The sequence below is a fragment of the Gordonia paraffinivorans NBRC 108238 genome (assembly GCF_000344155.1).
Lineage (GTDB): Bacteria > Actinomycetota > Actinomycetes > Mycobacteriales > Mycobacteriaceae > Gordonia > Gordonia paraffinivorans.
Map to the genome: position 1 here is coordinate 48,897 of NZ_BAOQ01000004.1, position 23,353 is coordinate 72,249.

A 23,353-nucleotide genomic window follows, 5' to 3' on the forward strand; every position below is an offset into this window, starting at 1 on the left:
CGGGGAGGAGTGCGTGGGGAGGCAGTCCTGCCGGCCGTCTCGTCGTGGTTGCGTTGTCGCGACACGCCCGGCGGGAGACTTCGTATCCGGGGTAACTTGTGACACATTTGTCACTGCAGTACCAATTCCGGGCGAAGCCCAGATCCCGCCTGCCAGTGCGAGATCGCAGATCGAACCGATCCTTGGACTGCAGACCGCAATGGTCGAAGTCGGCCCCGGACAATCGAAAGTGGTGACAGGTCATGGCCTCACCCCACATCGCGTCGAATTCCGTCGCGTCCACCACTGCGGTGTCGAGTCCGGTTGCGTCGGGCACCGGCGCGACCCCGACCACATCGGACCGTGTCGAGATGTCACCGGCCCGCGTGCACGTCTGGCGAGTGCTGTCGATGCTCGCGGCGCTCATCGGCGTGGTCGTGGCACTCGTGGTGATCGCGTCGTCGGCGGTCTGATCGCCGACGACGCGACCGGCGCACGTCAGAGGGCGTGCTTCTCGATGGTTGCGCCCACTCGCGGCAGGGCGGCGACCACATAGTTCTTGGCCTTGCCGCGCAGCGAGTTGTAGGCCTTCGCCAGTGCCGGACGTGCGGTGTCGGCCTGGGCGTCGGTGACCGCCAGCAGCGCCTCGGCCGCGGCGTCGCCGTTGGCCGAGAGGTGATCGGCGAAGGAGACCCCCGCCGGCTTCGAGTCCCAGAACGGCGCCAGGGCCGTCAGGAAGTCCTCGGCCAGCACATCCGTGGCGCTGTGCACCACGTTCGGCTTCACCTTCTGGACCGCGGCGTACGCGGTCTTCACAGCGGCGCCGCTCAGTCCCGACTGGTCGGCAACCTCCGCGTCGATGACACCGACCAGGTCGGTCACCAGGGCGCTGCGGTTGTCGGCGAGAAGGGGCGTCAGCGAATCGCTCATGCGGTCTCCTTGGGGATATGCGACGTAGTGGTCCACGCGGCCCGATTGCCGGACCGCGTGGACAGAGTACTGGCCCCCGGTGACCGCGCAACGCGGCCGCCGCGGGCGCGTCAGCTACGCGCGCACACCACATTGGCGAGGGCCTTCGCGCCCTCCCGTTCCACGACGCTCGCGGTGGCCAGCAGGCGCGATCCGTCCTCCCACACGTCGACCTGCAGGGTCTCGCCCGGGAAGACGACCCCGGCGAAGCTCGCCGAGAAGTCGGCCACCGCGGTGACGTCGCCGTCGAGCAGCTCGTCGACGATCGCGCGGCACACCGATCCGTACGTGCACAGGCCGTGCAGGATCGGTCGCGGGAACCCGGCCCGCTTCGCGAACTCGGGATCCGAGTGCAGCGGGTTGCGGTCGCCGCAGAGGCGGTACAGCAGCGCCTGGTTCGGCAGGGTCGGCACCGTCAGGCGGTGGTCGGGTTCGCGCTCTGGGTAGGCGACCTTCTCCGACTGCCCTCGCTCGCCGCCGAATCCGCCCTCGCCCTTGGCGAAGATCGACGATCGCGCGGTCCACAGGGTCTGTCCGGAGTCGTCGGTGGTCACCGACTCCTGGATGATCACCGCCGCCGAGCCCTTGTCCTGGACCTCGGCGATGCGGGTCCGCGTGGTGGCCTTGCCGCTCGGCGGCAGCGGCCGGTGAGCGGTGATTCGCTGGCTGCCGTGGACGACCTTCGCCAGGTCGATGTCGATGCCCGGGAAGGAGACCTTGGGCGGCTCGGTCGCGTGGAACGACGCGGCCACCGTCGCGAACGACGGCAGCACCTTGGGGTCGGAATCGTGCACGTAGGCAAGGCCACTGGCGTCCATCGGGTCGGCGGCCGCGCCCACCGCGAGGTGGTAGAGCGCGACATCCGACGCCGACCACTCGAACGAGACCTCGGGCAGCTCGGCTCCGACGGCGACGGCGGGATCGATCGGCATTCTCAGGCTCCTGTCTGCGGTGTCGTGGCCGGCGTGCGGTTCTCGTCGCCGGCGGTGGCCTTCTCGGCGATGTCGGAGGCGGCGAGGTACCCGAAGACCATCGCGGGTCCGATGGTCGCGCCCGGGCCGGCGTAGGTGTGGCCCATCACCGGGGCGCTGGTGTTGCCTGCGGCGTAGAGGCCCTCGATGACCGAGCCGTCGGCGCGCAGTGCGCGGCCGGCGGCGTCGGCGTTGATGCCGCCCTTGGTGCCGAGGTCGCCCGGCACCATCTTCACCGCGTAGAACGGCGGCTTGGAGACCTCGCCCAGGCTGGGGTTCGGCTTGTTGGTGATGTCGCCGTAGTAGTGGTCGTAGCCGCTCTCGCCGCGGTGGAAGTCCTCGTCGACGCCAGAGCGGGCGAAGCCGTTGAAGCGCTCGGTGGTCGCCTCGAGTTCGTCGGCGGGCACGCCGATCTTCTCCGCGAGCTCGCGGATGCTGCCGGCCTTGACGACCACACCCGAGTCGAACCACTTCTTGGGCAACGGCTGACGGGCGTTGATCCCGGCGAACAGATACCGGTTGCGGCACCGCTGGTCGAAGATCAGCCACGACGGCACGTTCTCGCCGGGGCCCTCGCCGTGTCCGAACTCGCCGCCGTACATGTGGTGCACCGCCTCCACGTAGGGCAGCGACTCGTTCATGTAGCGCTTGCCGCGCAGGTTGACGATGAACGTGCCCGGAACCGAACGCTCCGACAACGCGAACCAGGGGCCGCGCGGCAGCGGGATCGTCGGACCCCACCAGGCGTCGTCCATGAGCGAGACCGCGGCGCCGACCTTGAGGCCGGCGTTGATGCCGTCGCCGGTGTTGCTCGGCGCGCCGGTGGTCCACTCGGAGCCGATGGGCTCGCGCTGGTATTTCTTGCGCATCTCCGCGTTGTGCTCGAAGCCGCCGCAGGCCAGGATCACGCCGTGGCGGGCGCGGATCTCGAACTGGCGGCCGTCGGACTCGGCGATCACGCCGACCACCCGGTCGTCCTCGGTGATCAGGTCGACCAGACCGGTGTTCAGGCGCAGCGGCACGCCGGCCTCGCGGACCCCGATGAGGAGTTCGGCGGCGAGCGCGGCGCCCATCGCGATGAGCTTCTTGCCCCGGCTGCGGGCCCAGAAGAACCTGCCGCCGACCTTGGCCATGCGCAGCGGGCCGCGCCAGTGGCGCAGGCCGGTGTTGAGCCAGCGGTAGTCCGACTGCAGCACGACCATGTTCAGCGGCGCCTTGGTGTACTGCGGGTGCAGGGTCTTCAGGTCGTCGCCGAGGCGGCGCGCGTCGAACGGACGCGGCTCCACCGAACGGCCCTCGAGCCGGCCGCCGGGCGCCTCCGGGTAGTAGTCGGAGTAGCCCTTGACCCACTCGAGGTCGAGGGGCGCGTACTTCATCAGGAAATCGAGCGCCTCGGGTCCGCGGTCGATGTAGGCGTCGATGCGGTCGGCGGGCGCGTGCTCGCCGATGATCGCGTGCACGTACTCGCGGGCCTTCTCCGGCGAGTCGACGACGCCGTCGCGGCGCAGCACCGAGTTGTTCGGGATCCACACACCGCCGCCCGAGCGCGAGGTCGAGCCGCCCCAGTAGGGCGACTTCTCGATCAGGACGGTCTTCAGGCCCTTGCGGGCCGCGGTGATCGCGGCGCTCATGCCGGCGCCGCCCGCGCCCACGACGACGACGTCGTAGGTCTCCGGTGCGGTGCCGGTCTGCTCTGGGCTGGTCTGCTGTGGATCGGTCGAGCCGGCCATGGGGTCCCCTTCGTGCGACGCAGCTGTAACGTGTTCTACTCCCTGAATTAGAACACGTTACAGAAATGGACCGCCAGGGTGGGAGGTCATGGGTACCGGCGAGCGGCGGCCCCTCACCGGTCGCCCTGGGTCACCGCGACGTCGGCCGGAGACCAGAACGCCCGCATCGAGGTGATGAGCCCGTCCTCGTCGAAGGTCATGACGTCGATCGGTTCGCGTCGTCGACGGTGCCGGTGATCAGGTCCCACGGGTCGAGTCCGTCGTCCAGGATGCGTCCGGCAAGGGCGGAGGCCCATTCGCGCTCGGTGCCGTGGCGGTCGCGCCACGTCCACAGCGCGGTGGTGAACCGGCCCAGCGAATGCTCGGAGGTGAACCCGATCGCGCCGTGGATCTGATGGCCGGCCGCGGCGACGGCGTGGCCGTAGAGCGAGGTCACCACCTTGGCGACGGCGGTCGAGACCTCCGCGAGGACCGGGTTGCCGTCGCCGGCGGCGACGGCCCGCGACGAGGCGACCTCCATCATGGTCGCCAGCGCGGCCAGCGTGGCGAGTCTCTGCTGCACGGCCTGGAACTTGGTGAGCGGACGGCCGAACTGCACACGCTCCGATGCGTACTGCACCGTCCGGTCGCACACTGCGCGCGCCGCGGCGGCGAGCGCCGCCGCGTAGACGAGGGCGCCCCGCTCGCGCAGTCGCTCGGCGTCGACGGGGGTCTCGGCGACCCCGATCGCCGGGACCCGGTCGAGCGTCACGTCGCCGATCGACGCCCCGAGGAGGTCGGCCCCGGCGCTCACCGACACACCGGGGTGATCGAGCGGGAGCGTCGCCACCTGTGCGGGGCGATCGCCGTCGCCGGGTACCAGGGCCACGACCACCGACGCCGCCGAGACGTGGACGACGTCGCGCAGGACGCCGGTGACGTACGCCTGCTCGCCGTCGGCATCGAGGGCGAGGTCCGCGTCGGCGACCGCGATCGTCGCGGTCGCGTCCGGGAGTTCGTGGCCGGCGGAGCCGGCCAGCCACGCGGCCAGCATCGCGTGTTCGGCGTAGGGGACCAGCGCCCCGCTCTCGGTGATCGTCGTGAGCACGGACATCGCGTCCGCGGTGTCGCCGCCGTGCCCTCCGGCCGCTTCCGGGACGTCGATCGAGGTGAAACCCGACTCACGCAGCGCCTCCCACAGCGCGTCGTCGGTGTGCTCGGCCGGTGTCCGGGTGTCGATCTCGATCCGCTCGATCATCGAACGCACTGCGGACACCAGGTCCGCCGACATCTCGCTCATCGAATCCCCAAGCCGCGCGCCACGATCCCGCGCAAGATCTCGTTGGTGCCGCCGCGCAGCGTGAAAGCCGGTGTGTGCAGGACGCTCTGGGCCATCAGACGCTCCATGCGCGAACCGCCGGAGCACCGTGCCGCAACTCCCGAGGAGCTGCGGATCGCGTCGACCAGGTCGCCCTCGAACGTCGAGCCCAGGTCCTTCACCATGGCGGCCAGGACATCGGGGCGCCGCCCGGCCGACAGCTCGTCGGCCACCTGCAGCGACATCGACCGCAGCGCCCAGGCGCGCGCGGTGAGCGTGCCCAGCGTCACGCGCTGTTCCTCCGTCGCGCCGTGCGTGCGCAGTTCGTCGGCCCAGGCGCGCAGCAACGGCATCGTGCTGAGGTAGCGCTCGGGTCCGGAACGCTCGAAGGCCAGCTCGCGCATCACCTGCGACCATCCCTTTCCGCGCTCGCCCAGCAGAGCCGACGAGTCGACGACCGCGTCGTGGAAGATGACCTCGTTGAAGTGGGCCTGCCCGTCGATGCTCTCCAGCGGACGGATCTCGATGTCGGGGTGGGGGAGGTCGATGACGAGCTGGGACAGACCCTCGTGCCGGTCCTCCGGGCGACCGTCGGTGCGCGCGAGCAGCACCATCGCGTGGGCGAGATGCGCACCCGTCGTCCACACCTTGGTGCCGCTGATCGTCCAGGAGTCGCCGCCCGCGACGGCGCGGGTCCGGACCGCGGCGAGGTCGGAGCCGGCGTCCGGCTCGCTCATGCCGATCGCGAAGAACGACGTCCCGGCCGCGATCCCGGGCAGATAGCGCTGCTTCTGCTCCTCGGTGCCGTTGGCGAGGATGCCCGGCGCCATCTGCCGGTCGGCGATCCAGTGCGCGGCCACCGGGGCCCCGTGGGCGAGCAACTCCTCGGTGATCACGAACCGCTCCGTCGCGGTGCGCCCCCGGCCGCCGTAGGCCTGCGGGATGGTCATCCCGAGCCAACCGCGCTCGCCGAGCCTCCGGCTGAACTCCGGGTCGAAACCGGTCATCCAGCTGTCGACATCGGGCTCGAAGGCGCCGCGATCGATCTCGTCGCGCAGGAAGGCTCGGACGTCGGCGCGCAATGCCTCCAGGTCGTCGCGGGTGACGGCCCGGGTCTCGGTGATGGTGCCCGTCATCTGCGCTCCGGCCCCCGGGAAGACCAGGCCTGCTTGCCCTTCCGCGACATCGACCACATCTGCACGCCGCGCTCGATCTCGAGCGCCGAGGCCCAGCTGACCGCCGGCGGGCCGAGCTCGAGGCGGGCGCTGGTCATGACCCGCCGGGTCAGCTCGGGGTCGCGGGCGGCCGGTCCGGTCAGCCCGTCGACGAGTGCCGGCAGCTCCTCCGCCGGTGCCGCGGCGTAGGCGAGCCCGCGCGCCACGGCCTGCTCGCCGGTCAGGCTCTGCCCGCACGCCGCCAGCGCGATCGTGGCGGACCAGCCGACCGCTCGTCCGAGCAGGGAGAGATGGCCTCCGCCGGGGTGGATGCTGCGTGTCAGGAAGCCGCTGTCGAGCACGGCGTCGGGGGTGGTCACCATGATGTCGGTCGCCATGGCCAGGTTCAGTCCGGCACCCACCGCGCCGCCGATCACGACGGAGATGGTCGGTACGGGCAGGCTTCCGACACGGACGAATGCGCCGTACACCGCCGACGTCCGCGCGACCGCCTCCGGCGAGGCCGGGTCGGCCGACGAGCTGGCCAGGTCGCGGGTGTCGGCCCCACTGCAGAAGTACTGCCCCGCGGCGTCGACGACGACCACGCCGACGCTCGCGTCGTCGGCGACCCGATCGCAGAACTCCTCGATGGCCGCGGCCATCTCGAGGTTGATCGCGTTCTTGCGCCGGGGGTTGGTCAGGGTCAGTCGCGCCACGCCGTCGGTGAACGAGGTGAGAATGGCCGGACCGTCGGCCTCGGCGGAGGTCGTCCGGGTCGGACCCGACCCGGACGCGGAGGGGTTGGTTGTTCCTTCGGTGGTCATGCGCCGAACGTACAAGAGCGGATGCTGGGCCGTATCCGATTCGACCGCTGGCTGGGACGTCCGTGCCGGCGGGGATCGGTCACCCGCTGAGTTGGAAGGGTCCGCTCGCCGGGGATCACTGCGGCGCTCCTGTGCGGCGGAAGGCGATCGGCACCGGCCGTAGGGCGGCGGATGCAGACAGCAGGAGGGGTGGTTGTTCGACGGCGTGGCCGACCGGGCTTTCGGTCCCGGCGTGCGGGGGCGTCGTAGTGCAATCACGGGGGATCGACGACCCGGTCGGCGGACAGCCGGTGTCGCAATACTGGAACCTGTTCTAAACTAGAACACGTTCACTTTCGGAAGGCGAGGAATCCATGGCGGTTGACCAGCAGGTTCGAGAGCAGATCGCCGCAGATCTGTGGAACGCGGAGCAGACGGCGACGGCGATCGACCGTCCCACCGACACCCATCCCGACCTCGACGTGGTCGACGCTTACGAGATCCAGCTGATCAACATCCGCAAGCGGCTCGACGCCGGCGCGAAGGTGGCCGGGCACAAGGTCGGCCTCGCCTCCGAGGCGATGCAGAAGATGATGGGGGTCGACGAGCCCGACTACGGGCACCTCCTCGACGAGATGCAGTACTTCGAGGACACCCCTATCGACGCGAAGACGCTGTGCTTCCCGCGCGTCGAGGTCGAGGTCGGGTACATCCTCGGCGAGGACCTGCCGGGCGAGGGGTGCACCAACGAGGACGTCATCGCGGCGGTCGAGTGGGTGGTCCCGGCGATCGAGCTCATCGACTCGCGCATCAAGGACTGGAAGATCACCCTGTGCGACACGATCGCCGACAACGCGTCGTCGTGCGGCTGGATCCTCGGTAAGGAGCGTGTGCCGATCAGCGAGATCGACACCGGCGACATCGACGCGGTGCTGCACCGCAACGGCGAGATCGTCGCGAATGGCAACTCCTCGGCGGTGCTGGGTCATCCGCTCAACGCGGTGTCGTGGCTGGCGCGCAAGGTCGACGGCTTCGGGGTGCGGCTGCGCAAGGGCGACGTCATCCTGCCGGGCACCGCGACGCGGGCCATCGACATCGCCGCCGGGGACCACTTCGTCGCCGAGTTCGCCGGACTCGGCTCGGTCACTCTCGATTTCACCTGATTCACCAGACTTTTCACGAGCACAAGGAGGGTTCACGTGGCGGCAAAGCTGACCGCGGCGATCATCGGATCGGGCAACATCGGCACCGATCTGATGTACAAGCTGGAGCGTTCGGAGGTCATCGATCCGCGATGGATGGTCGGTATCGATCCCGACTCCGAGGGGATGAAGCGCGCCGCCGACCACGGCCTCATCACCATGAGCGGCGGCGCGGACGAACTCCTCGCCTCGCAGGAGAAGCCCGACCTCATCTTCGAGGCGACCTCGGCCTACGTGCACCGCGAGTACGCGCCCAAGTACGAGGCGGCGGGGATCACCGCCATCGACCTCACCCCGGCCGCGGTCGGACCCGCAGTGGTCCCGCCGGCGAACCTGCGTGAGCACCTCGACGCCCCCAACACCAACATGATCACGTGCGGCGGTCAGGCCACCATCCCGATGGTGCACGCGGTCAGTTCGGTCGTCCCGGTTCCGTACGCGGAGATCGTCGCATCGGTCGCATCCGTGTCGGCGGGTCCGGGCACCCGCGCGAACATCGACGAGTTCACCCGCACCACGTCGAAGGGCATCGAGACGATCGGCGGTGCCGACCGCGGCAAGGCCATCATCATCCTGAACCCGGCCGACCCGCCGATGATCATGCGCGACACCATCTTCTGCGCGATCCCCGAGGATGCCGACACCGACGCGATCGCCGAGTCGATCCACAAGCGGGAGAAGGAGATCCAGGAGTACGTGCCGGGTTACCGGCTGCTGCAGGAGCCGCAGTTCGACCCGCCGAGCGTCATCAACGGCGGTTTCGCCCGCGTGTCCATCTTCGTGGAGGTCGAGGGCGCGGGAGACTTCCTGCCGCCCTACGCCGGAAACCTCGACATCATGACCGCCGCCGCCACCAAGGTCGGCGAAGAACTCGCCAAGAAGAAGTTGGGAGTCCCCGCATGAGCACCAACGTCGCCCCCAGGCAGCACGACCCGAAGCTGATGGCGAACGCGCGCAAGTTCTCCGACGAACTCGACATCCGCGTCACCGACTCCTCGCTGCGCGACGGCAGCCACCACAAGCGGCACCAGTTCACCGAGGAAGAGGTGCGCGCGATCGTCGGCGCCCTCGACGAGGCCGGCGTGCCGGTCATCGAGGTGACCCACGGTGACGGACTCGGCGGCTCGTCGTTCAACTACGGCTTCTCCAAGACCCCGGAGCAGCAGCTCATCGCGGCCGCGGCGGACACCGCCAAGCGCGCCAAGATCGCCTTCCTCATGCTCCCGGGCCTCGGCACCAAGGACGACATCCGCGCCGCGCAGGACAACGGCGGCCAGATCTGCCGCATCGCCACCCACTGCACCGAGGCGGACGTGTCGATCCAGCACTTCGGCCTCGCCCGCGACCTCGGCCTCGAGACCGTCGGCTTCCTGATGATGAGCCACAGCCAGCCGCCGGAGGTCATCGCCAAGCAGGGCCGCATCATGGCCGACGCCGGCTGCCAGTGCGTCTACGTCGTCGACTCCGCGGGCGCCCTCGTCCTCGAGGACGTGACACTGCGGGTGGAGGCGCTGCGTGCCGAGCTCGGCGACGACGCGCAGATCGGCTTCCACGGCCACGAGAACCTCGACATCGCGATCGCCAACTCCATCCACGCGATCCGCGCGGGCGCCCAGCAGATCGACGGTTCGGTCCGCCGCTTCGGCGCCGGTGCGGGCAACACCCCGACCGAGGCCCTCGTCGGCGTGTGCGACAAGCTCGGCATCAAGACCGGCATCGACTTCATGAAGATCGCCGACGCGGCGCAGGACGTCGTCCGTCCGGCGATGCCGACCGAGTGCCTGGTCGACCGTCCGTCGATGATGATGGGCTACGCGGGCTGCTACAGCTCGTTCCTCAAGCACGCCGAGAGCCACGCGGAGCGGTACGGCGTCTCCGCGGCGGACATCCTCATCGAGGCCGGCAACCGCAAGCTGGTCGGCGGCCAGGAGGACCAGCTCATCGACATCGCGCTCGAGCTGAAGAAGAAGCAAGACGCGAATGCCGGGGTCTGAGCTCACGTCGGGGGAGTCGACGGGGTTCGATCCGGGCAGGTACGGCCCGTGGGCGGTGATCGCCGGCGGTTCGGAAGGGGTGGGTGCGTCGTTCGCCCACCAGCTCGCCGACGCCGGCATCAACGTCGTGCTCCTCGCCCGCAAGCCGGGACCCCTGCAGGAGACCGCGGAGGCGGTACGGGCCAGGGGAGTGCAGGCAGTGACCCTCTCGCTCGACCTGACCGAGCTGGCGGCGATCGATGAGATCGTCTCGGCGACCGAGGGTCTCGACGTCGGTCTCCTGATCTACAACGCCGGGGCCAACACCTACGGCGCCGACTTCGTCGACGGCGACCTCGCGGGATTCCAGAAGGTCATCGACCTCAACATCACCGCGCAACTCGCGCTCGTCCAGCATTTCGGCCGCCGGTTGAGGGATCGGGGACGGGGCGGGCTGCTGCTGGTCGGCTCGATGAGCGGCTACCTCGGTGGTCGTCACCTGTCGGTCTACGGCGGGGTCAAGGCCTTCGGGCGGGTCTTCGCCGAGTCGCTGTGGCTGGAACTGAGGGAGCACGGGGTCGACGTCCTCGAACTCGTCCTCGGCGTCACGCGCACCCCGGCGATGGAACGTGCCGGGCTGAACTTCGGCGGAGCGTTCAAGGCCGACGAACCCGACGACGTCGCACGGGAGGGGCTCGCGCACCTCGCCGACGGTCCGGTCTGGATCGCCGGCGGCAACGCGCGGCGCGCCGAGAAGATCAACGGCCCCGACCGCCGGGGCCTGATCCTCGCCCAGCACGAGGCGATGGCGAAGCTGTTCCCGCAGAAGGAGGACGCTGCTCGTTGAGTTCTCTGCGCCTCGGCCTCACCAGCCCGATCGTCACCCGGCTGCCCGGCGTCGCCGGCGGTTGGGAGGCGAGCGCGGGAATCGCCGAACTGGCCGACATCGCGGTTGCCGCAGAGGAACTCGGCTTCGAGTACCTGACCTGCAGCGAACACGTCGCCGTGCCCACCGGGGTCGCCGCACAACGCGGCGGCACCTACTGGGACCCGCTGTCGACCTTCGGTTTCCTGGCCGCGCGCACCCGGCGAATCCGGTTCGTCACGCAGGTTCTGGTGCTCGGCTACCACCATCCGCTGGAGATCGCCAAGCGCTACGGCACCCTCGACACCATCAGCGGTGGACGACTCACGCTGGGCGTCGGGGTCGGTTCCCTCCGTGAGGAATTCGAGTTGCTCGGCGCCGAGTTCGCCGGTCGCGGTGCCCTGGCCGACGACGCCCTCCGGGCGTTGCGCGCGTCGTTGTCGGTGCCCGAGCCCGCATATGAGGGTTCCGCGTACCGGTACGGCGGGATGCTCGTCGAACCGCACGCGGTGCAGCCGCACGTGCCGATCTGGGTGGGCGGGCGAACCAGGCGGTCGCTGCGACGTGCCGTCGAACTCGGCGACGGATGGGTGCCGTTCGGCCTGGGGCGCGGGCAGTTGGCCGAGATGCTCGACTCGGTGTCGCCGCCCGACGATTTCGAGGTGGTGTTGCCGGCCGGGCCGCTCGATCCCACCGACGAACAGGCCACCGCCGCCGTGCTCGAGAAGACGCGGCGGGCGGGTGCCACGATCATCGGCGTGACGATCCGCGCGGACTCGGCCGGCGACCACGTCGACAAGCTGCGACGGCTCGCCGACCTGGCCGGGCTGAAACCGACCGGGGAGAGGTGAGAGGTGGACACCGTCGAGCAGAGACTCGCCGCGCTCGAGGCGACCGTGCGGACACTCGCCGACGAGCGGGAGATCACCCGGCTCGTCACCGCCTACGGCCCCCTCGTCGACAGCGGTGACGCCGACGCGGTCGCCGGGCTCTGGACGCCCGACGGCGTCTACGACGTCGACGGCCTGTACATGCAGGGCCGCGACGACATCGTCGCGATGGTCCGCTCGGACGCCCATCAGGGGTTGATCCGGCGCGGGTGCACCCACCTGCAGGGCGCGGTCCACGTGAACCTGCACGGTGACGAGGCCCTCGCCGCCAGTCACTCGCTGCTCGTGCTCGCCGCCGAGGGCAAGGGCTTCCGAGTCCTGCGCGCCACCGCACACCACTGGCGGTTCGTCCGGACGGACGACGGCTGGAAGGTCGCGCGACGCACGAGCCGAGCGCTGGACGGGAACCCCGAGGCGCACCGGCTCCTCGCCGCCGGCGCTCACGGCGTCGACCTGGAGGACGATCCCCGCAGGTGAGAGGAAGGCGGTTGACGCCCGCCGTGGGCCTCCTACCATCGATGACACACCGGACGGCGGGTTCGCCGTCGATGGTGCCGACCCCCGGCACCGAGGGAGTCACACCGAAGGAGTCGTGATGGCAGCCGAGGAACCCTGGACCATCGATGCCGCCAACGATGCGGACGTCGCCGAGCAGACGATCCCGGTCGAACCGTCCGATCTGGACCCCGAGGCGCCCGTCGTCGAGGAGGTCCCCACACCCGGCCTCGAGGTGAACCCCGCCGACCTCGTCGAACAGTCCATCCCGGTCGGCTCCGACGACTCGGACGACTATCCGCCGGTAGACGAGTAGCCCATTCGCGGCATTCGGTAGAAATCGATGGCGCTGTGCGCCAACGATTTCTACCGATTGCCGCTTGTCACATACCGGCCGGCGGATGCCCCAGACAGATCAGCGCGCCCATCGGGTCCTTGACGGTGGCGAGGGTGCCGTAGGGCGTCTGCTCGCCGGGCATGACGACCTCCCCGCCCAGTGATTCCACCTGGCGCACCGTCGCCGCGACGTCGTCGACGGTGATGTACACGTGCCAGAAGGACGGCACCTCGGCCGGGTACATCGAGGCCGCGTCCATGATCCCGGCGTAGGACATCTCGCCGAAGAAGATCTGACCGTAACGGTCGGGACCCACCGCGTCCGGGTCGCCGCCGGTGCCCACCTCCTCGATGCGCGCGCCGAGCACCGCGCGGTAGAAGTCGACCGATTTCGCGTAGTCCTTGGAATGGGTCTCGAACCAGTAGGGCGTGCCGTGGACGCCGTACTCGGAGTAGCCGGTGTGCCGATCCGGTTGCCAGAAGCCGACGACCGCTCCTGCGGCGTCGGCGACGAGCAGCATGGTGCCCTCCTCGCCGATCTTCATCGGCGGGAACACGACATTGCCACCGGCCGCCTCGACGGCCCGCGCGGTGGCCTCGGCGTCCTCGGTGTGCAGGTAGACCGACCAGACATCCGACGGTGCGCCCGCGCCCTCCATCACCGGGCTCAGGCCCGCGACGCGGCGGCCGTTCCTGGTGAAGTTCCGATATCCGCCCATCTCCTCGTCGGGCGCCTCGGCCTCCCAGCCGAAGATCTCGCCGTAGAACCGTTCTGCCCTCGCGGTGTCGCTGCTCATCAGGTCGAACCAGATCGGGGCCCCGGATGGTGCTGCGTAGTCGGCCATGTCATGTCCCTCTCGATGTGCGGTGGTCATGTCGACGTGCTGTCACAGTGCAGACATCGAGCGTCTCGCAAACTCATCGCCGAGGGGCCGGGATGGCAACCTTGATGCCATGACGACGCAACGGGAGTTCGTGGAGGGACTGCGGAGGTGGGTGTGGCCTGCCGCCCTCGCCGGTGGACTCCTCCTGGTGCTGTTCGCACAGGTGGAGTGGGGAAGCACCGACGAGGGCGTGCAGCCGTCCATCACCGGCCTCGGGCGCGTCACCGTGCCGGGGGCGAGCGACGAGGACGTGGCCTACTTCTTCGCCGACAACACCGATCGTCCCGGTCTCACCGTGCTGGTCGCCGACATCGTCGTCGCGGTGGCCGCCGCGCTGGGATGGTGGCGGGAGCGCCTCCGTCCCGCGGCGATCGGTGTGATCGGGGTGGCGTCGGCGGTGGCGCTGGTGGCCGGGGCCATGGTGCTGGCCGATCCGGCGGCCCACCTCTTCACCGATCGCGTGGCCCGAGCGCTCGATTCCGAGCTGCCGCGGATGGACCCGGGGTACGGGCTGATCGGGACCGTGGCCGTCGCGGCCGGGTTGATCGTCGTCGCCGTGTCGGCGATCGCGTCGATGATCAGGCCGCGAGCGCCGGAGCGGCGACTCACCCCAGGCGACGGATCGTCTTGATGTAGCCGAAGTCCTTGAGCTTGGTGAAGCCGACCGGGACGCCGGTGCCGTAGGCGTTGAACACCCGCCCGGCCCCGGCGTAGATCCCGACGTGTCCGGCGTCGCGCCGGAAGATGATGATGTCGCCCGGCGCCAGCGCGTAGAACGGGATCGCGTGACCGACCTTCGCCTGCTGCTGGCTGGTACGGGGGAGCTTCACCCCGGCCACCGAGAACGCCCATTGGACCAGACCGGAGCAGTCCCACGAATGCGGGCCGGTTCCGCCCCAGCGGTACGGCTTGCCGATCTGGGTCATCGCCGCACCGAGTGCGGTGATCCCTTCGGGAGTCGGAATGGGGAGGTGGATCGGCACCGATCCGGTCGTGTCACTGGAGCCCGAGCTCGAACCGGAGCTCGAGCCGGCAGCAGCGGCCTGCCCGGTATCGGTGAACGGCGTGCCGATGAACGGAACTCCCACGGACAAGGCGGCGGACAGGGCGACAGCGCAGGTGACCTGCCTTGTGCGGGTTCGCAAAACGGACATGCCGAAAACACTGGCGGATTCACATCCGGCTGTCGCCGGTGGTTTTCGACGTGTGATGAAGGCGTGACCGATGTGATGTTTGGGACAAATGTCTCTTAATGCGATTAACGATCGCTACAGACGATCATCGCCGATTCGTCTCGTTCACCAATAGCCGTCTGGGTCGTGTTCGGGGGATTCCGCCGGAATGATCCCCTCTGCCACCGCGTGATCGATGCTCGCCGACAGGCGGACGCACGTCGGCATCATCGCGCCCGGCAGGAGCGGGCCGTTGCCGTCGTCGCCGCCGGCGCGCATCTGGTCGAGGCCGTGGCAGCGTCGGCGCGCATCGGCGTTCCACTGCACCGTCGTGTGGGACGGGCTGGTCTTCTTCACCAGGACGCACGCGTGACAGGCGCGGCACTCGATCTCGCGCATCCCGCCGCGGAGATAGTGCTCGCGGTCGCGTTCCGTCGCGGCGTGTACCCGGGCCGCACGCTCCGGATCGTTGCTGAAATCCGGCGCCTTGGCCCATCCGCGTGTCCGTGGTGCGGCCCGGGTCATCGTCAGACCTCCGCTGTTTCCGTCGAATCGACGCCGGCCTTCTCGGCGGCCTCCTTCTCCTCCTGCTGGCGGCGCAGGTTCTCCTGGATCTCGACGTTCCAGCTCTCGAGGGCCTTGGAGGTGTCGATCTCGTACTCGAACCGGCCGGTCATCTCCTCGGTGACATCGGCCTTGTCGACGTAGAACTGCTGGTACCAACGACGGAGCTGGTAGACCGGTCCGTCCTCCTCGACGAGGAGCGGGTTCTCGATACGGGTCTTGTGCTTCCAGATCTCGACGTCCTGCAGGAAGCCGACCTCGACGCCCTTGCTGATCTTGTACGCCATCTTCGATGCCTGTTCGGCGGTGAGTCCCTCGGGCACCTTCGCCATCACGCCGTACATGAGGACGAAGCTGTTCTCGTCGATCGGGTAATGGCAATTGGTGAGGATCGTCTCGACCGCGTAGCCGCCATAGTACTGGACCATCGGGTTGAGCATGTAGGACGGGCCGTAGTACGCCGCGATCGATTCCAGCCGGCTGTCGCCGTAATTGGTGCCGAGACTGACGTCGGGGCGGCCATGCGAATTCATGTATTGCGCGGCGATCTCGCCCTCGAAGACGTTCTTGAAGTAGTCCGGCAGCGCGAAGTGCACATAGAAGAAATGCGCCATGTCGACGACGTTGTCGATGATCTCGCGGCAGTTGGAGCCCTCGATGACGATGCGGTTCCACGTCCAGTCGGTCCACTCGTCGGAGCCGTACTCGTCGAGCGCCGGGATGATGATCTCCTCCGGCGGCGGGTCGCCCTCCGGGTCGTTGTAGACGAAGACCTGGCCGTTGCGGAGCATCGACGGCCACGAGCGGGTCTTGGCCAGCTTCGGGTTGCGCTTGGCATAGGGGACGTCGGCGCAGCGGCCGTTGCCCTTCCACTTCCAACCGTGGAACGGGCAGGCGACGTTGTCGCCGTCGAGCTTGCCCTGCGACAGGTCCGCGCCCATGTGGCGGCAGTAGGCGTCGAGGATGTTGAGCTCGCCCTTGGTGTCGATCCAGACGACCAACTTGGTGCCGAAGACCTGCACCGAGTGCGGCTTGCCGTCGTCGAACTCCCGCAGCAGGCCGAGGCAGTGCCACCCGCGGGCGAACCGGGTGGGCGGCGCGCCGGTGTCGATCTCCCGGATGCCCGCCTCGTCGCCGCGCGAACCGGGGGTGCTCGGGCTCATCGTGTCGGGTGCAGATGACATATGCCCTCTCCTGTCTGTGACTGGTGTCGCGAAAGAACCACTGCCTCGATACTAGAACACGTTTCAAATTTTCCGGGGCGATCGTGTGCCGGATCGACGATCGGGCCTGTACATGGGCGCAAAGTCCCAGTGCTCGACAGAAATGAGAACGTGTTCTAATCTCGAACCCGATGGGTAAGCGGTCGGCCGGTCCGACCGAGGAGAGACAGGTAGGAGCAGGCGAGATGCCAGCACAACGGAGCGAAGCCGCCGAGCAGGTCCTGGAGAAGATCAACGCGCTGCTCCCGGAGATCGAGCAGCGTGCCCAGGCCACCGAGGATCTGCGTCGGATCCCCGACGAGACCGTGTCCAGCCTCGAGACGGCGGGCTTCTTCAAGCTGATGCAGCCCGAACAGTGGGGCGGCCACCAGGTCGATCCGGTGACCTTCTACGAGGCGGTCCGCAGGATCGCGTCCGCATGCGGCTCGACCGGCTGGGTTGCGGGCATCATCGGTATCCACAACTGGCACCTCGCCCTCTTCGACCAGCAGGCGCAGGTGGACGTGTGGGGCAAGGACCCCAACGTCCGGATCTCGTCGTCCTACGCGCCGATGGGCATGGGCGAGGTCGTCGACGGCGGCTACAAGGTCAACGGGTCCTGGGCGTGGTCGTCCGGCTGCGAGATCGCGGACTGGACGTTCGTCGGCGGTCCGGTCATCAAGGACGGCCGGCCGGTCGACTTCGTGAGCTACCTGATCCCGCGCGAGGACTACACCATCAAGGACGTGTGGAACGTGGTCGGCCTGCGCGGCACCGGGTCCAACACCCTCGAGGTCAAGGACGTCTTCGTCCCGCGTCACCGCACGCTGAGCATGCGCACGATGTCGATGGGCCAGAGCCCCGGCCTGGAGGTCAACACCGCGCCGGTCTACAAGATGCCCTGGGGCACCATCCATCCCAGCACCATCTCGACCCCGATCGTCGGCATGGCCTACGGCGCCTACCGGGCCCACGTCGAACACCAGGGCAAGCGCGTCCGCGCCGCCTACGCCGGCGAGAAGGCCAAGGACGACCCGTTCGCCAAGGTCCGCATCGCCGAGGCCGCCAGCGACATCGACGCCGCATGGCGCCAGCTGTCGGGCAACCTGCAGGCCGAGTACGACCTGATCCTCGCCGGCGAGGAGATCCCGATGGAGCTGCGCCTCGCCGCACGACGCGACCAGGTGCGCGCCACCGGGCGGGCGATCTCGGCCATCGACCGGCTCTTCGAGAACTCGGGCGCCCACGCGCTCGAGAACGGCACCCCGATCCAGCGCTTCTGGCGCGACGCCCACGCGGGCCGGGTCCACGCCGCCAATGACCCCGAGCGCGCCTACGTCGCATTCGGCAACGGCGAGTTCGGGATTCCCATCGGCGACACGATGGTGTGATGCGCAGACCCCTGACCACAACCACACGAGGAGAGTCGTGGAGATGAGTGACTGTCCGATCCGATCATTGGGATACATGAGGATCGAGGCGACGGACGTCCCCGCATGGCGTGAGTTCGGACTGAAGGTCCTCGGCATGGTCGAGGGCAAGGGGCTCACCGAGGGAGCGCTGTACCTCCGGATGGACGACTTCCCGGCGCGGCTGGTGATCGTGCCGTCCGAGCACGACCGGCTGGCCTGCTCCGGCTGGGAGGTCGCGAACGCCGCGGGCCTGCAGGAGGTCCGGGACCGGCTGTCCCGTGCGGGCGTGGTCTACCGGGAGGGCAAGGACGAGGAGATCGCCGACCGCCGCGTCGCCGAACTCATCTCCTTCACCGACCCGGCCGGCAACACCCTCGAGGTCTTCCACGGTGCCGCGCTCGAGCACCGCCGGGTGGTCAGCCCGTACGGTCACCGGTTCGTCACCGAGGAACAGGGTCTCGGCCACGTGGTGCTGACCTGCACCGACGACAAGGCCGCACTCGAGTTCTACCGCGACGTCCTCGGCTTCAAGCTGCGTGACTCGATGCGGCTGCCCCCGCAGGTCGTCGGCCGCGAGGAGGGCGACGAGGTCCCGTGGCTGCGCTTCCTCGGCTGCAACCCGCGTCACCACTCGCTGGCGTTCCTGCCGATCCCCAACAGCACCGGGATCGTCCACCTCATGGTCGAGGTGGAGAACTCCGACGACGTCGGGCTGTGTCTCGACCGCGCCCTGCGCCGGAAGGTGCCGATGTCGGCCACGCTCGGCCGGCACGTCAACGACCTGATGCTGTCGTTCTACATGAAGACACCCGGTGGGTTCGACGTCGAATTCGGTTGCGAGGGACGGACCGTCAACGACGACGAGTGGGTCGCCCGCGAGAGCACGGCCGTCAGTCTCTGGGGGCACGACTTCAGCGTCGGATTCAAGAACTGAGATGGCGCAGACACCCTACGGAACCGAGGACTTCGATTCTCGTCAGTTCCGTACCGCGATGGGGCAGTTCTGCACCGGCGTCACGGTGATCACCACCGTCGACGACGATGACCGGCCGGTCGGGTTCGCCTGCCAGTCGTTCGTCGCGCTCTCGCTCGACCCGCCCCTGGTGCTCTTCTGCCCGATGAAGACCTCCCGCAGCTGGAAGGCCATCGAGCGCAAGGGGAAATTCGTCGTCAACGTGCTGTCCAACCGGCAGCAGGACGTCAGCGCCGCGTTCGGCGCACCAGGCGACGACAAGTTCCGCAACATCACCTGGGACCCGTCGCCGGCCGGGTTGCCGGTGATCCGGCACGGGCTCACCTGGGTCGAGTGCGACATCGAGCGCGTCACCGACGGCGGCGACCACCACATCGTCATCGGGCGGGTGCAGGTTCTCGGCGAGGTGCTCCAGGACCGGCCCCTGTTGTTCTACCGTGGTGGCTATCTGTCCACCGAACATCCGCGGGTGACGCCGGCACAAGCCGAGCTCGAACACTTCCTGACCTGGACCGGAGGAGACACCTGGCTATGAGTCCGCGCGAATCCGCTGTACCGCATGACATCACGGCGCCGCTCACCGACGCGATCGCGGAGGCCGAGAAGCTCGTGGCCTCGGCGGAATTCGCGGAGACCGACCAGGATCTCGCGGAGGGGTACGACTACCTCGCGGGCAGCATCGCGGCGATCGTCCAGTTGGTGCGGGCGCGGTCCTTGTCGCACCCGAACTTCGTCACCTCGACCGGGCCGATGACGAAGATGGGGCTCGACAACCCGGACACGCTCTACTACCACGCCGACGTCGAGCCGACCGGTACCTATGTCGTCCGCGGGCGTCGTGGCACCACAACCGATCTCAGCTTCCAGGTGTTGCGCGGTGACTACACTCCGTCGACCGTTCCCGGCGGCGAGGACGCCTTCGACGACCGGCGGTTGCAGATCGCCGAGGACGGATCGTTCGAGCTGACCTTCGGTCCGGCAATCCCCGACGCCGGGGACGACTACTTCGTCCTCGGCGAGGGTGCGTCGATGCTCGCGGTCCGGGAGGTCTACTCGGACTGGACCGAACGCAAGGGGTCGATCACCATCGAGCGTGTCGACACCGTCGGCACCGCGCCGGACGAGCCCGACCTCGCGCGGGTGGCCCGCCGGTACTCGACCGCCGGCAAGATGCTGCTCGCCCGCATCAACACGTGGTTCAACTTCCCCAAGTGGTTCTACCTCGACGAACCGGTGAACACCTTCACCCCGCCGCGGCAGACCCCGGGCGGTCTGAGCACCCAGTTCTCCTCGGTCGGTCATTACGACCTCGGCCCCGATGACGCGATGGTCATCTCCATCCCGAAATCGGATGCGCCGTACCAGGGTTTCCAGCTCGGGAGCATGTGGTACATCTCGCTCGACTACGTCAATCACCAGACGAGCCTCAATTCGGCACAGGCGCAGGTCGACCCGGACGGCGTCATCCGGATGGTGGTCTCCCACCGCGACCCGGGCGTCGCCAACTGGATCGAGACGACCGGCAGGCGCAAGGGCATCCTGCAGTTCCGCTGGCAGCGGGTGGATTCGCCGATCGGGCCGGAGCTCGGCCCGACCGCGGTCGTCGTGCCCGTCGACGAGGTGGCCGCACACCTGCCCTATTACGAACAGAACAAGATCGACGAGGCCGGTTGGCGGCAGCGGATCGCGGCGCGGCAGCGGGCGTTCGCGGAGAGGATGCTCGGATGAGCGCGATGCCCGGCAGCGGCCTGCTCGAGGATCAGGTCGTGGTCGTGTCCGGGGTGGGGCCCGGTCTGGGCAGGTCGATCTGCCTGCGGTCGGCCGCCGAAGGTGCGCGGGTCGTGCTGGCGGCACGGACCGAATCGCGGCTGAAGGAGCTCGCCGCCGAGGTCGACGCGGCCGGCGGGACGAGTCTCGTCGTGCCGACCGACATCACCGACGAGGCCGCGGTGGAGAATCTGGTCTCGGCCACGATCGCGGAGTTCGGCCGGGTCGACGTCCTGGTCAACAACGCCTTCGCGCTGCCGTCCATGAAGCCGTTGGGGCGCACCGACTTCGATCAGATCACCCAGAGCCTGGAGGTCACCGTCGTCGGGACGCTGAGGGTCATCAAGGCGTTCACCGACGCGCTGGCCGCGTCGAAGGGCTCGATCGTCAACATCAACTCGATGGTGATCCGCCACTCCGAGCCCCGCTACGGCAGCTACAAGATCGCCAAGTCGGCGCTGCTCGCGATGTCGCAGACCCTCGCCACCGAACTGGGAGACAAGGGCATCCGCGTCAACTCCGTTGCACCCGGCTACATCTGGGACGACCAGCTCAAGTGGTACTTCGGCGAGATCGCCAAGAAGTACGGCATCACGTCGGAACAGGTCTACGAGCAGACCGCGTCGAAGTCCGATCTGAAACGACTCCCCGAACCGGACGAGATCGCCGATGCGGTCGTGTTCCTCGCCTCGCCGATGGCGCGGGCGATCACCGGCCACACCCTGGACGTGAATTGCGGTGAATACCATGACTAATGCTGCTCGCACCGACGTCGGGACCATCGAGGACCTGCACGCCTCGGCCACCCGTGCCACCGGCCTCGAGGACTTCGGCGACACCGACTACCTCGAGCCCCTGGGCATCCTGCTCGACTCGTATCGCAACGAGGCCGGGCTGACCGAGCTGGGCAGCAAGATGTTCCGGTACTTCCTCAAGGGTGCGCTCGTCGCGCGGCTGCTGAGCGAGGCATCGTGGAAGGCGCACCCGGAGCACGCCGACGTGGAGATCACCCGGCCGATCTTCGTGACCGGCCTGCCGCGCACCGGCACCACCGCCCTGCATCGTCTCCTGGCGGCCGACCCGGACCATCAGGGCGTCGAGATGTGGCTCGCGGAGTTCCCGCAGCCGCGCCCGCCGCGCGACACCTGGGAGGACAACCCGGTCTTCGCGCAGATCCAGGCCGGTTTCGCCCAGCACCACGTCGAGAACCCCGAGTTCATGGGGTTGCACTACATGGACGCCGCCGAGGTCGAGGAGTGCTGGCAGCTGCTGCGGCAGTCGGTCATGTCGATCTCCTACGAGTCGCTGGCACACATCCCGACCTACTCGCGGTGGCTGTCGGAGCAGGACTGGACGCCGGCATACCGTCGGCACCGCAAGAACCTGCAGCTGATCGGGCTCAACGACCCCGGCAAGCGCTGGGTGCTGAAGAACCCGAGTCACCTGTTCGCGCTCGACGCGCTGATGGAGGCCTACCCGGACGCGCTGGTGATCCAGACCCACCGCGCCCCGTCGACGATCATCGCGTCGATGTGCAGCCTCGCCGACCACGCGACCCGCGGCTACTCGACGACGTTCGTGGGCGAGCAGATCGGACGCGACCAGTTCGAGCTGTGGTCGCGCGGATTGCGCGAGTTCTCGCAGGCCCGGCAGAAGTACGACCCCGCACAGTTCCTCGACATCGAGTTCGACGACCTGCGCACGGACCCGCTCGGCACCGTCGAGCGCGTCTACGACGCCCTCGGCACGCCGATGACCGACGCCGCCCGCGCCGCGGTGGTCGCGCTCGACGAGGAGAGCAGGTCCGGACCCCGCAAGCCGCAGCACCGCTACCAGCTGTCCGACTACGGGCTCGACGAGAAGACGGTCGCCGAGGCGTTCGGAGACTGAGCTCCCTCGTCCGGCGATTCCCTTCACGCTGGATCGGTTTCCTTCCCGCCGATCGGATCCGATGAGCGGGGAGTAGGCGACATTGCGGGAATGGAGACTGCGCGAGGAGACCCCGATCTCGAGAATCCGGTGCCCGGAGGCTCGATCGCCGCGCGGACCGCCTGTGGCGGATCTACATTCTCTCCATGGCAGAACCGGAGAACCTGCGCTCGTCCGAGGGCCTGGGCCGACTGATCGCCTTCGCGGACGCCGTCGTGGCGATCGCGCTCACCCTCCTGGTCCTCCCGTTGGTGGACATCGCCAACGACCTACGCGAGGACGACGAGACCTCGGTCGCCGAGGTGGTGAGCGACCACTCGCTGGAGATCACCAGCTTCTTCGTGAGCTTCGTGGTGATCTGGGTCCTGTGGCGGCAGCACCACCGGACGATGGAGTACTTCCGCAGCTACGACTCGGTCCTGATCAACCTCCACTTCGTCTGGCTGCTCACCATCGTGGTGCTGCCGTTCGCCACGGCGATCGTCGACGACAGCCGGGTCGAGTGGGGCAGCGTGCTCTACATCGGCGTCCTCGCGGCCGCGGTGGCCGCACTGGTGGGTATCGGGCAGTGGGGCAAACACCATCGTGATCTGCTCGTCGACGACGAGATGACCGATGTCTGGGTCAAGACGTCCGGGGGATGGGGGACCGTCATCGCGCTGGCGGTCGCGTTGATCGTCGCGCTGGTCGACCCGAGAAGCGGCAACTGGCCGCTGTTGCTGCTCTTCCTCACCGATCCCATCGAACGGCTGATCGCCCGCGCGCGCGGGACGGACGCCTGAGCCG

The 23,353-nt window shown here is 68.6% G+C and carries 26 protein-coding genes and 1 pseudogene; 16 read left to right on the top strand and 11 right to left on the bottom strand.

The annotated features are described in order from the left end of the window. The first annotated feature begins 242 nt into the window (after positions 1–242). On the top strand, positions 243–452 hold the full coding sequence (locus GP2_RS02865; RefSeq protein ID WP_006898961.1) for a hypothetical protein: 210 nt from the start codon (positions 243–245) through the stop codon (positions 450–452). Between the two features lie 25 nt (positions 453–477). On the opposite strand, the gene GP2_RS02870 is transcribed toward GP2_RS02865, so the two are convergent. The 7 genes and pseudogenes from GP2_RS02870 to GP2_RS02895 form a co-directional block, all read right to left on the bottom strand. Beyond that, positions 478–909: a DUF6918 family protein gene (locus GP2_RS02870; RefSeq protein WP_006898962.1), complete on the bottom strand. Its 432-nt coding sequence runs from the start codon at positions 907–909 to the stop codon at positions 478–480. A 110-nt stretch (positions 910–1,019) separates the two neighbouring features. Next, on the bottom strand, positions 1,020–1,880 hold the full coding sequence (gene chsH3, locus GP2_RS02875) for an enoyl-CoA hydratase ChsH3 (RefSeq protein WP_006898963.1): 861 nt from the start codon (positions 1,878–1,880) through the stop codon (positions 1,020–1,022). A 2-nt stretch (positions 1,881–1,882) separates the two neighbouring features. Continuing rightward, entirely contained in the window at positions 1,883–3,649 is a 1,767-nt protein-coding gene (kstD, locus tag GP2_RS02880; RefSeq protein WP_006898964.1) for a 3-oxosteroid 1-dehydrogenase, read from the bottom strand. 113 nt (positions 3,650–3,762) lie between these two features. After that, positions 3,763–3,864, bottom strand: a pseudogene (locus tag GP2_RS22040) (steroid delta-isomerase); the annotation flags it as partial. Beyond that, entirely contained in the window at positions 3,846–4,928 is a 1,083-nt protein-coding gene (locus GP2_RS02885; protein ID WP_006898965.1) for an acyl-CoA dehydrogenase family protein, read from the bottom strand. The gene GP2_RS02885 and the pseudogene GP2_RS22040, both read right to left, overlap by 19 nt. After that, positions 4,925–6,082, bottom strand: a complete 1,158-nt coding sequence (locus GP2_RS02890) for an acyl-CoA dehydrogenase family protein (RefSeq protein WP_006898966.1) — start codon at positions 6,080–6,082, stop codon at positions 4,925–4,927. Before GP2_RS02890 ends, GP2_RS02885 begins: the two co-directional genes overlap by 4 nt. Beyond that, the gene (locus tag GP2_RS02895; RefSeq protein WP_006898967.1) at positions 6,079–6,924 is read right to left on the bottom strand and encodes an enoyl-CoA hydratase-related protein; all 846 of its coding nucleotides are present in this window, start codon (positions 6,922–6,924) and stop codon (positions 6,079–6,081) included. The genes GP2_RS02890 and GP2_RS02895 overlap by 4 nt, the downstream gene beginning before the upstream one ends. A gap of 353 nt (positions 6,925–7,277) precedes the next feature. Between GP2_RS02895 and GP2_RS02900 the strand changes: the two genes are divergently transcribed. The 7 genes from GP2_RS02900 to GP2_RS02930 all read left to right on the top strand — a co-directional run bounded on the left by GP2_RS02900 (position 7,278) and on the right by GP2_RS02930 (position 12,644). Then, positions 7,278–8,066 carry a 2-keto-4-pentenoate hydratase gene (locus tag GP2_RS02900; protein WP_006898968.1) on the top strand — a complete coding sequence of 263 codons (789 nt, stop codon included), beginning with the start codon at positions 7,278–7,280 and terminating at the stop codon, positions 8,064–8,066. A gap of 36 nt (positions 8,067–8,102) precedes the next feature. Further along, positions 8,103–9,008, top strand: coding sequence for an acetaldehyde dehydrogenase (acetylating) (locus GP2_RS02905; RefSeq protein WP_006898969.1), 906 nt, complete (start codon positions 8,103–8,105; stop codon positions 9,006–9,008). Continuing rightward, positions 9,005–10,099: a 4-hydroxy-2-oxovalerate aldolase gene (gene dmpG / locus GP2_RS02910; protein ID WP_006898970.1), complete on the top strand. Its 1,095-nt coding sequence runs from the start codon at positions 9,005–9,007 to the stop codon at positions 10,097–10,099. Before GP2_RS02905 ends, dmpG begins: the two co-directional genes overlap by 4 nt. Next, positions 10,086–10,925 carry an SDR family NAD(P)-dependent oxidoreductase gene (locus GP2_RS02915; protein WP_006898971.1) on the top strand — a complete coding sequence of 280 codons (840 nt, stop codon included), beginning with the start codon at positions 10,086–10,088 and terminating at the stop codon, positions 10,923–10,925. The genes dmpG and GP2_RS02915 overlap by 14 nt, the downstream gene beginning before the upstream one ends. A 5-nt stretch (positions 10,926–10,930) precedes the next feature. After that, complete coding sequence (locus GP2_RS02920; protein ID WP_040526296.1) at positions 10,931–11,794, top strand: LLM class F420-dependent oxidoreductase; 864 nt, start codon at positions 10,931–10,933, stop codon at positions 11,792–11,794. A gap of 3 nt (positions 11,795–11,797) precedes the next feature. Then, positions 11,798–12,310, top strand: coding sequence for a nuclear transport factor 2 family protein (locus GP2_RS02925; RefSeq protein ID WP_006898973.1), 513 nt, complete (start codon positions 11,798–11,800; stop codon positions 12,308–12,310). A 118-nt stretch (positions 12,311–12,428) separates the two neighbouring features. After that, positions 12,429–12,644 carry an Rv3202a family protein gene (locus GP2_RS02930; RefSeq protein ID WP_040526288.1) on the top strand — a complete coding sequence of 72 codons (216 nt, stop codon included), beginning with the start codon at positions 12,429–12,431 and terminating at the stop codon, positions 12,642–12,644. Between the two features lie 67 nt (positions 12,645–12,711). Here GP2_RS02930 and GP2_RS02935 read toward each other — a convergent pair whose 3' ends face one another. Then, positions 12,712–13,509 carry a VOC family protein gene (locus tag GP2_RS02935; protein ID WP_006898974.1) on the bottom strand — a complete coding sequence of 266 codons (798 nt, stop codon included), beginning with the start codon at positions 13,507–13,509 and terminating at the stop codon, positions 12,712–12,714. Between the two features lie 109 nt (positions 13,510–13,618). Between GP2_RS02935 and GP2_RS02940 the strand changes: the two genes are divergently transcribed. Then, on the top strand, positions 13,619–14,179 hold the full coding sequence (locus GP2_RS02940; protein WP_040526289.1) for a hypothetical protein: 561 nt from the start codon (positions 13,619–13,621) through the stop codon (positions 14,177–14,179). Here the strand turns inward: GP2_RS02940 and GP2_RS02945 are convergent. From GP2_RS02945 to GP2_RS02955, 3 genes are all read right to left on the bottom strand, one after another. Then, entirely contained in the window at positions 14,154–14,702 is a 549-nt protein-coding gene (locus GP2_RS02945) for a C40 family peptidase (RefSeq protein WP_006898976.1), read from the bottom strand. The two genes, GP2_RS02940 and GP2_RS02945, sit on opposite strands and share 26 nt — an antisense overlap. A gap of 144 nt (positions 14,703–14,846) precedes the next feature. Continuing rightward, the gene (locus tag GP2_RS02950; protein WP_006898977.1) at positions 14,847–15,245 is read right to left on the bottom strand and encodes a hypothetical protein; all 399 of its coding nucleotides are present in this window, start codon (positions 15,243–15,245) and stop codon (positions 14,847–14,849) included. A gap of 2 nt (positions 15,246–15,247) precedes the next feature. Then, positions 15,248–16,468: a 3-ketosteroid-9-alpha-monooxygenase, oxygenase component gene (locus GP2_RS02955; protein ID WP_006898979.1), complete on the bottom strand. Its 1,221-nt coding sequence runs from the start codon at positions 16,466–16,468 to the stop codon at positions 15,248–15,250. A gap of 224 nt (positions 16,469–16,692) precedes the next feature. Between GP2_RS02955 and hsaA the strand changes: the two genes are divergently transcribed. The 7 genes from hsaA to GP2_RS02990 all read left to right on the top strand — a co-directional run bounded on the left by hsaA (position 16,693) and on the right by GP2_RS02990 (position 23,349). After that, the gene (hsaA, locus tag GP2_RS02960) at positions 16,693–17,877 is read left to right on the top strand and encodes a 3-hydroxy-9,10-secoandrosta-1,3,5(10)-triene-9,17-dione monooxygenase oxygenase subunit (RefSeq protein ID WP_006898980.1); all 1,185 of its coding nucleotides are present in this window, start codon (positions 16,693–16,695) and stop codon (positions 17,875–17,877) included. A gap of 43 nt (positions 17,878–17,920) precedes the next feature. Next, positions 17,921–18,832: an iron-dependent extradiol dioxygenase HsaC gene (gene hsaC / locus GP2_RS02965; protein WP_006898981.1), complete on the top strand. Its 912-nt coding sequence runs from the start codon at positions 17,921–17,923 to the stop codon at positions 18,830–18,832. Between the two features lies 1 nt (position 18,833). Beyond that, the gene (gene hsaB / locus GP2_RS02970; protein ID WP_006898982.1) at positions 18,834–19,406 is read left to right on the top strand and encodes a 3-hydroxy-9,10-secoandrosta-1,3,5(10)-triene-9,17-dione monooxygenase reductase subunit; all 573 of its coding nucleotides are present in this window, start codon (positions 18,834–18,836) and stop codon (positions 19,404–19,406) included. Continuing rightward, positions 19,403–20,599, top strand: a complete 1,197-nt coding sequence (locus tag GP2_RS02975) for a hypothetical protein (protein ID WP_006898983.1) — start codon at positions 19,403–19,405, stop codon at positions 20,597–20,599. The genes hsaB and GP2_RS02975 overlap by 4 nt, the downstream gene beginning before the upstream one ends. After that, a complete protein-coding gene (locus tag GP2_RS02980) occupies positions 20,596–21,393 on the top strand; it encodes an SDR family oxidoreductase (protein ID WP_040526290.1) in 798 nt (265 codons plus the stop codon). The genes GP2_RS02975 and GP2_RS02980 overlap by 4 nt, the downstream gene beginning before the upstream one ends. Beyond that, entirely contained in the window at positions 21,386–22,528 is a 1,143-nt protein-coding gene (locus GP2_RS02985; RefSeq protein ID WP_006898985.1) for a sulfotransferase family protein, read from the top strand. The genes GP2_RS02980 and GP2_RS02985 overlap by 8 nt, the downstream gene beginning before the upstream one ends. A gap of 185 nt (positions 22,529–22,713) precedes the next feature. Then, the gene (locus GP2_RS02990) at positions 22,714–23,349 is read left to right on the top strand and encodes a TMEM175 family protein (protein WP_006898986.1); all 636 of its coding nucleotides are present in this window, start codon (positions 22,714–22,716) and stop codon (positions 23,347–23,349) included. Positions 23,350–23,353 lie beyond the last annotated feature (4 nt).

Coding starts and splice junctions, on each gene's coding strand:
- GP2_RS02940 (WP_040526289.1), top strand. CDS start 13,619: ATGACGACGCAACGGGAGTTCGTGGAGGGACTGCGGAGGTGGGTGTGG.
- GP2_RS02945 (WP_006898976.1), bottom strand. CDS start 14,702: ATGTCCGTTTTGCGAACCCGCACAAGGCAGGTCACCTGCGCTGTCGCC.
- GP2_RS02975 (WP_006898983.1), top strand. CDS start 19,403: ATGAGTCCGCGCGAATCCGCTGTACCGCATGACATCACGGCGCCGCTC.
- hsaA (WP_006898980.1), top strand. CDS start 16,693: ATGCCAGCACAACGGAGCGAAGCCGCCGAGCAGGTCCTGGAGAAGATC.
- GP2_RS02915 (WP_006898971.1), top strand. CDS start 10,086: ATGCCGGGGTCTGAGCTCACGTCGGGGGAGTCGACGGGGTTCGATCCG.
- GP2_RS02870 (WP_006898962.1), bottom strand. CDS start 909: ATGAGCGATTCGCTGACGCCCCTTCTCGCCGACAACCGCAGCGCCCTG.
- GP2_RS02900 (WP_006898968.1), top strand. CDS start 7,278: ATGGCGGTTGACCAGCAGGTTCGAGAGCAGATCGCCGCAGATCTGTGG.
- GP2_RS02935 (WP_006898974.1), bottom strand. CDS start 13,509: ATGGCCGACTACGCAGCACCATCCGGGGCCCCGATCTGGTTCGACCTG.
- GP2_RS02985 (WP_006898985.1), top strand. CDS start 21,386: ATGACTAATGCTGCTCGCACCGACGTCGGGACCATCGAGGACCTGCAC.
- GP2_RS02895 (WP_006898967.1), bottom strand. CDS start 6,924: ATGACCACCGAAGGAACAACCAACCCCTCCGCGTCCGGGTCGGGTCCG.
- GP2_RS02890 (WP_006898966.1), bottom strand. CDS start 6,082: ATGACGGGCACCATCACCGAGACCCGGGCCGTCACCCGCGACGACCTG.
- GP2_RS02980 (WP_040526290.1), top strand. CDS start 20,596: ATGAGCGCGATGCCCGGCAGCGGCCTGCTCGAGGATCAGGTCGTGGTC.
- hsaC (WP_006898981.1), top strand. CDS start 17,921: ATGAGTGACTGTCCGATCCGATCATTGGGATACATGAGGATCGAGGCG.
- GP2_RS02990 (WP_006898986.1), top strand. CDS start 22,714: ATGGCAGAACCGGAGAACCTGCGCTCGTCCGAGGGCCTGGGCCGACTG.
- GP2_RS02930 (WP_040526288.1), top strand. CDS start 12,429: ATGGCAGCCGAGGAACCCTGGACCATCGATGCCGCCAACGATGCGGAC.
- dmpG (WP_006898970.1), top strand. CDS start 9,005: ATGAGCACCAACGTCGCCCCCAGGCAGCACGACCCGAAGCTGATGGCG.
- chsH3 (WP_006898963.1), bottom strand. CDS start 1,880: ATGCCGATCGATCCCGCCGTCGCCGTCGGAGCCGAGCTGCCCGAGGTC.
- hsaB (WP_006898982.1), top strand. CDS start 18,834: ATGGCGCAGACACCCTACGGAACCGAGGACTTCGATTCTCGTCAGTTC.
- GP2_RS02950 (WP_006898977.1), bottom strand. CDS start 15,245: ATGACCCGGGCCGCACCACGGACACGCGGATGGGCCAAGGCGCCGGAT.
- GP2_RS02865 (WP_006898961.1), top strand. CDS start 243: ATGGCCTCACCCCACATCGCGTCGAATTCCGTCGCGTCCACCACTGCG.
- kstD (WP_006898964.1), bottom strand. CDS start 3,649: ATGGCCGGCTCGACCGATCCACAGCAGACCAGCCCAGAGCAGACCGGC.
- GP2_RS02955 (WP_006898979.1), bottom strand. CDS start 16,468: ATGTCATCTGCACCCGACACGATGAGCCCGAGCACCCCCGGTTCGCGC.
- GP2_RS02885 (WP_006898965.1), bottom strand. CDS start 4,928: ATGAGCGAGATGTCGGCGGACCTGGTGTCCGCAGTGCGTTCGATGATC.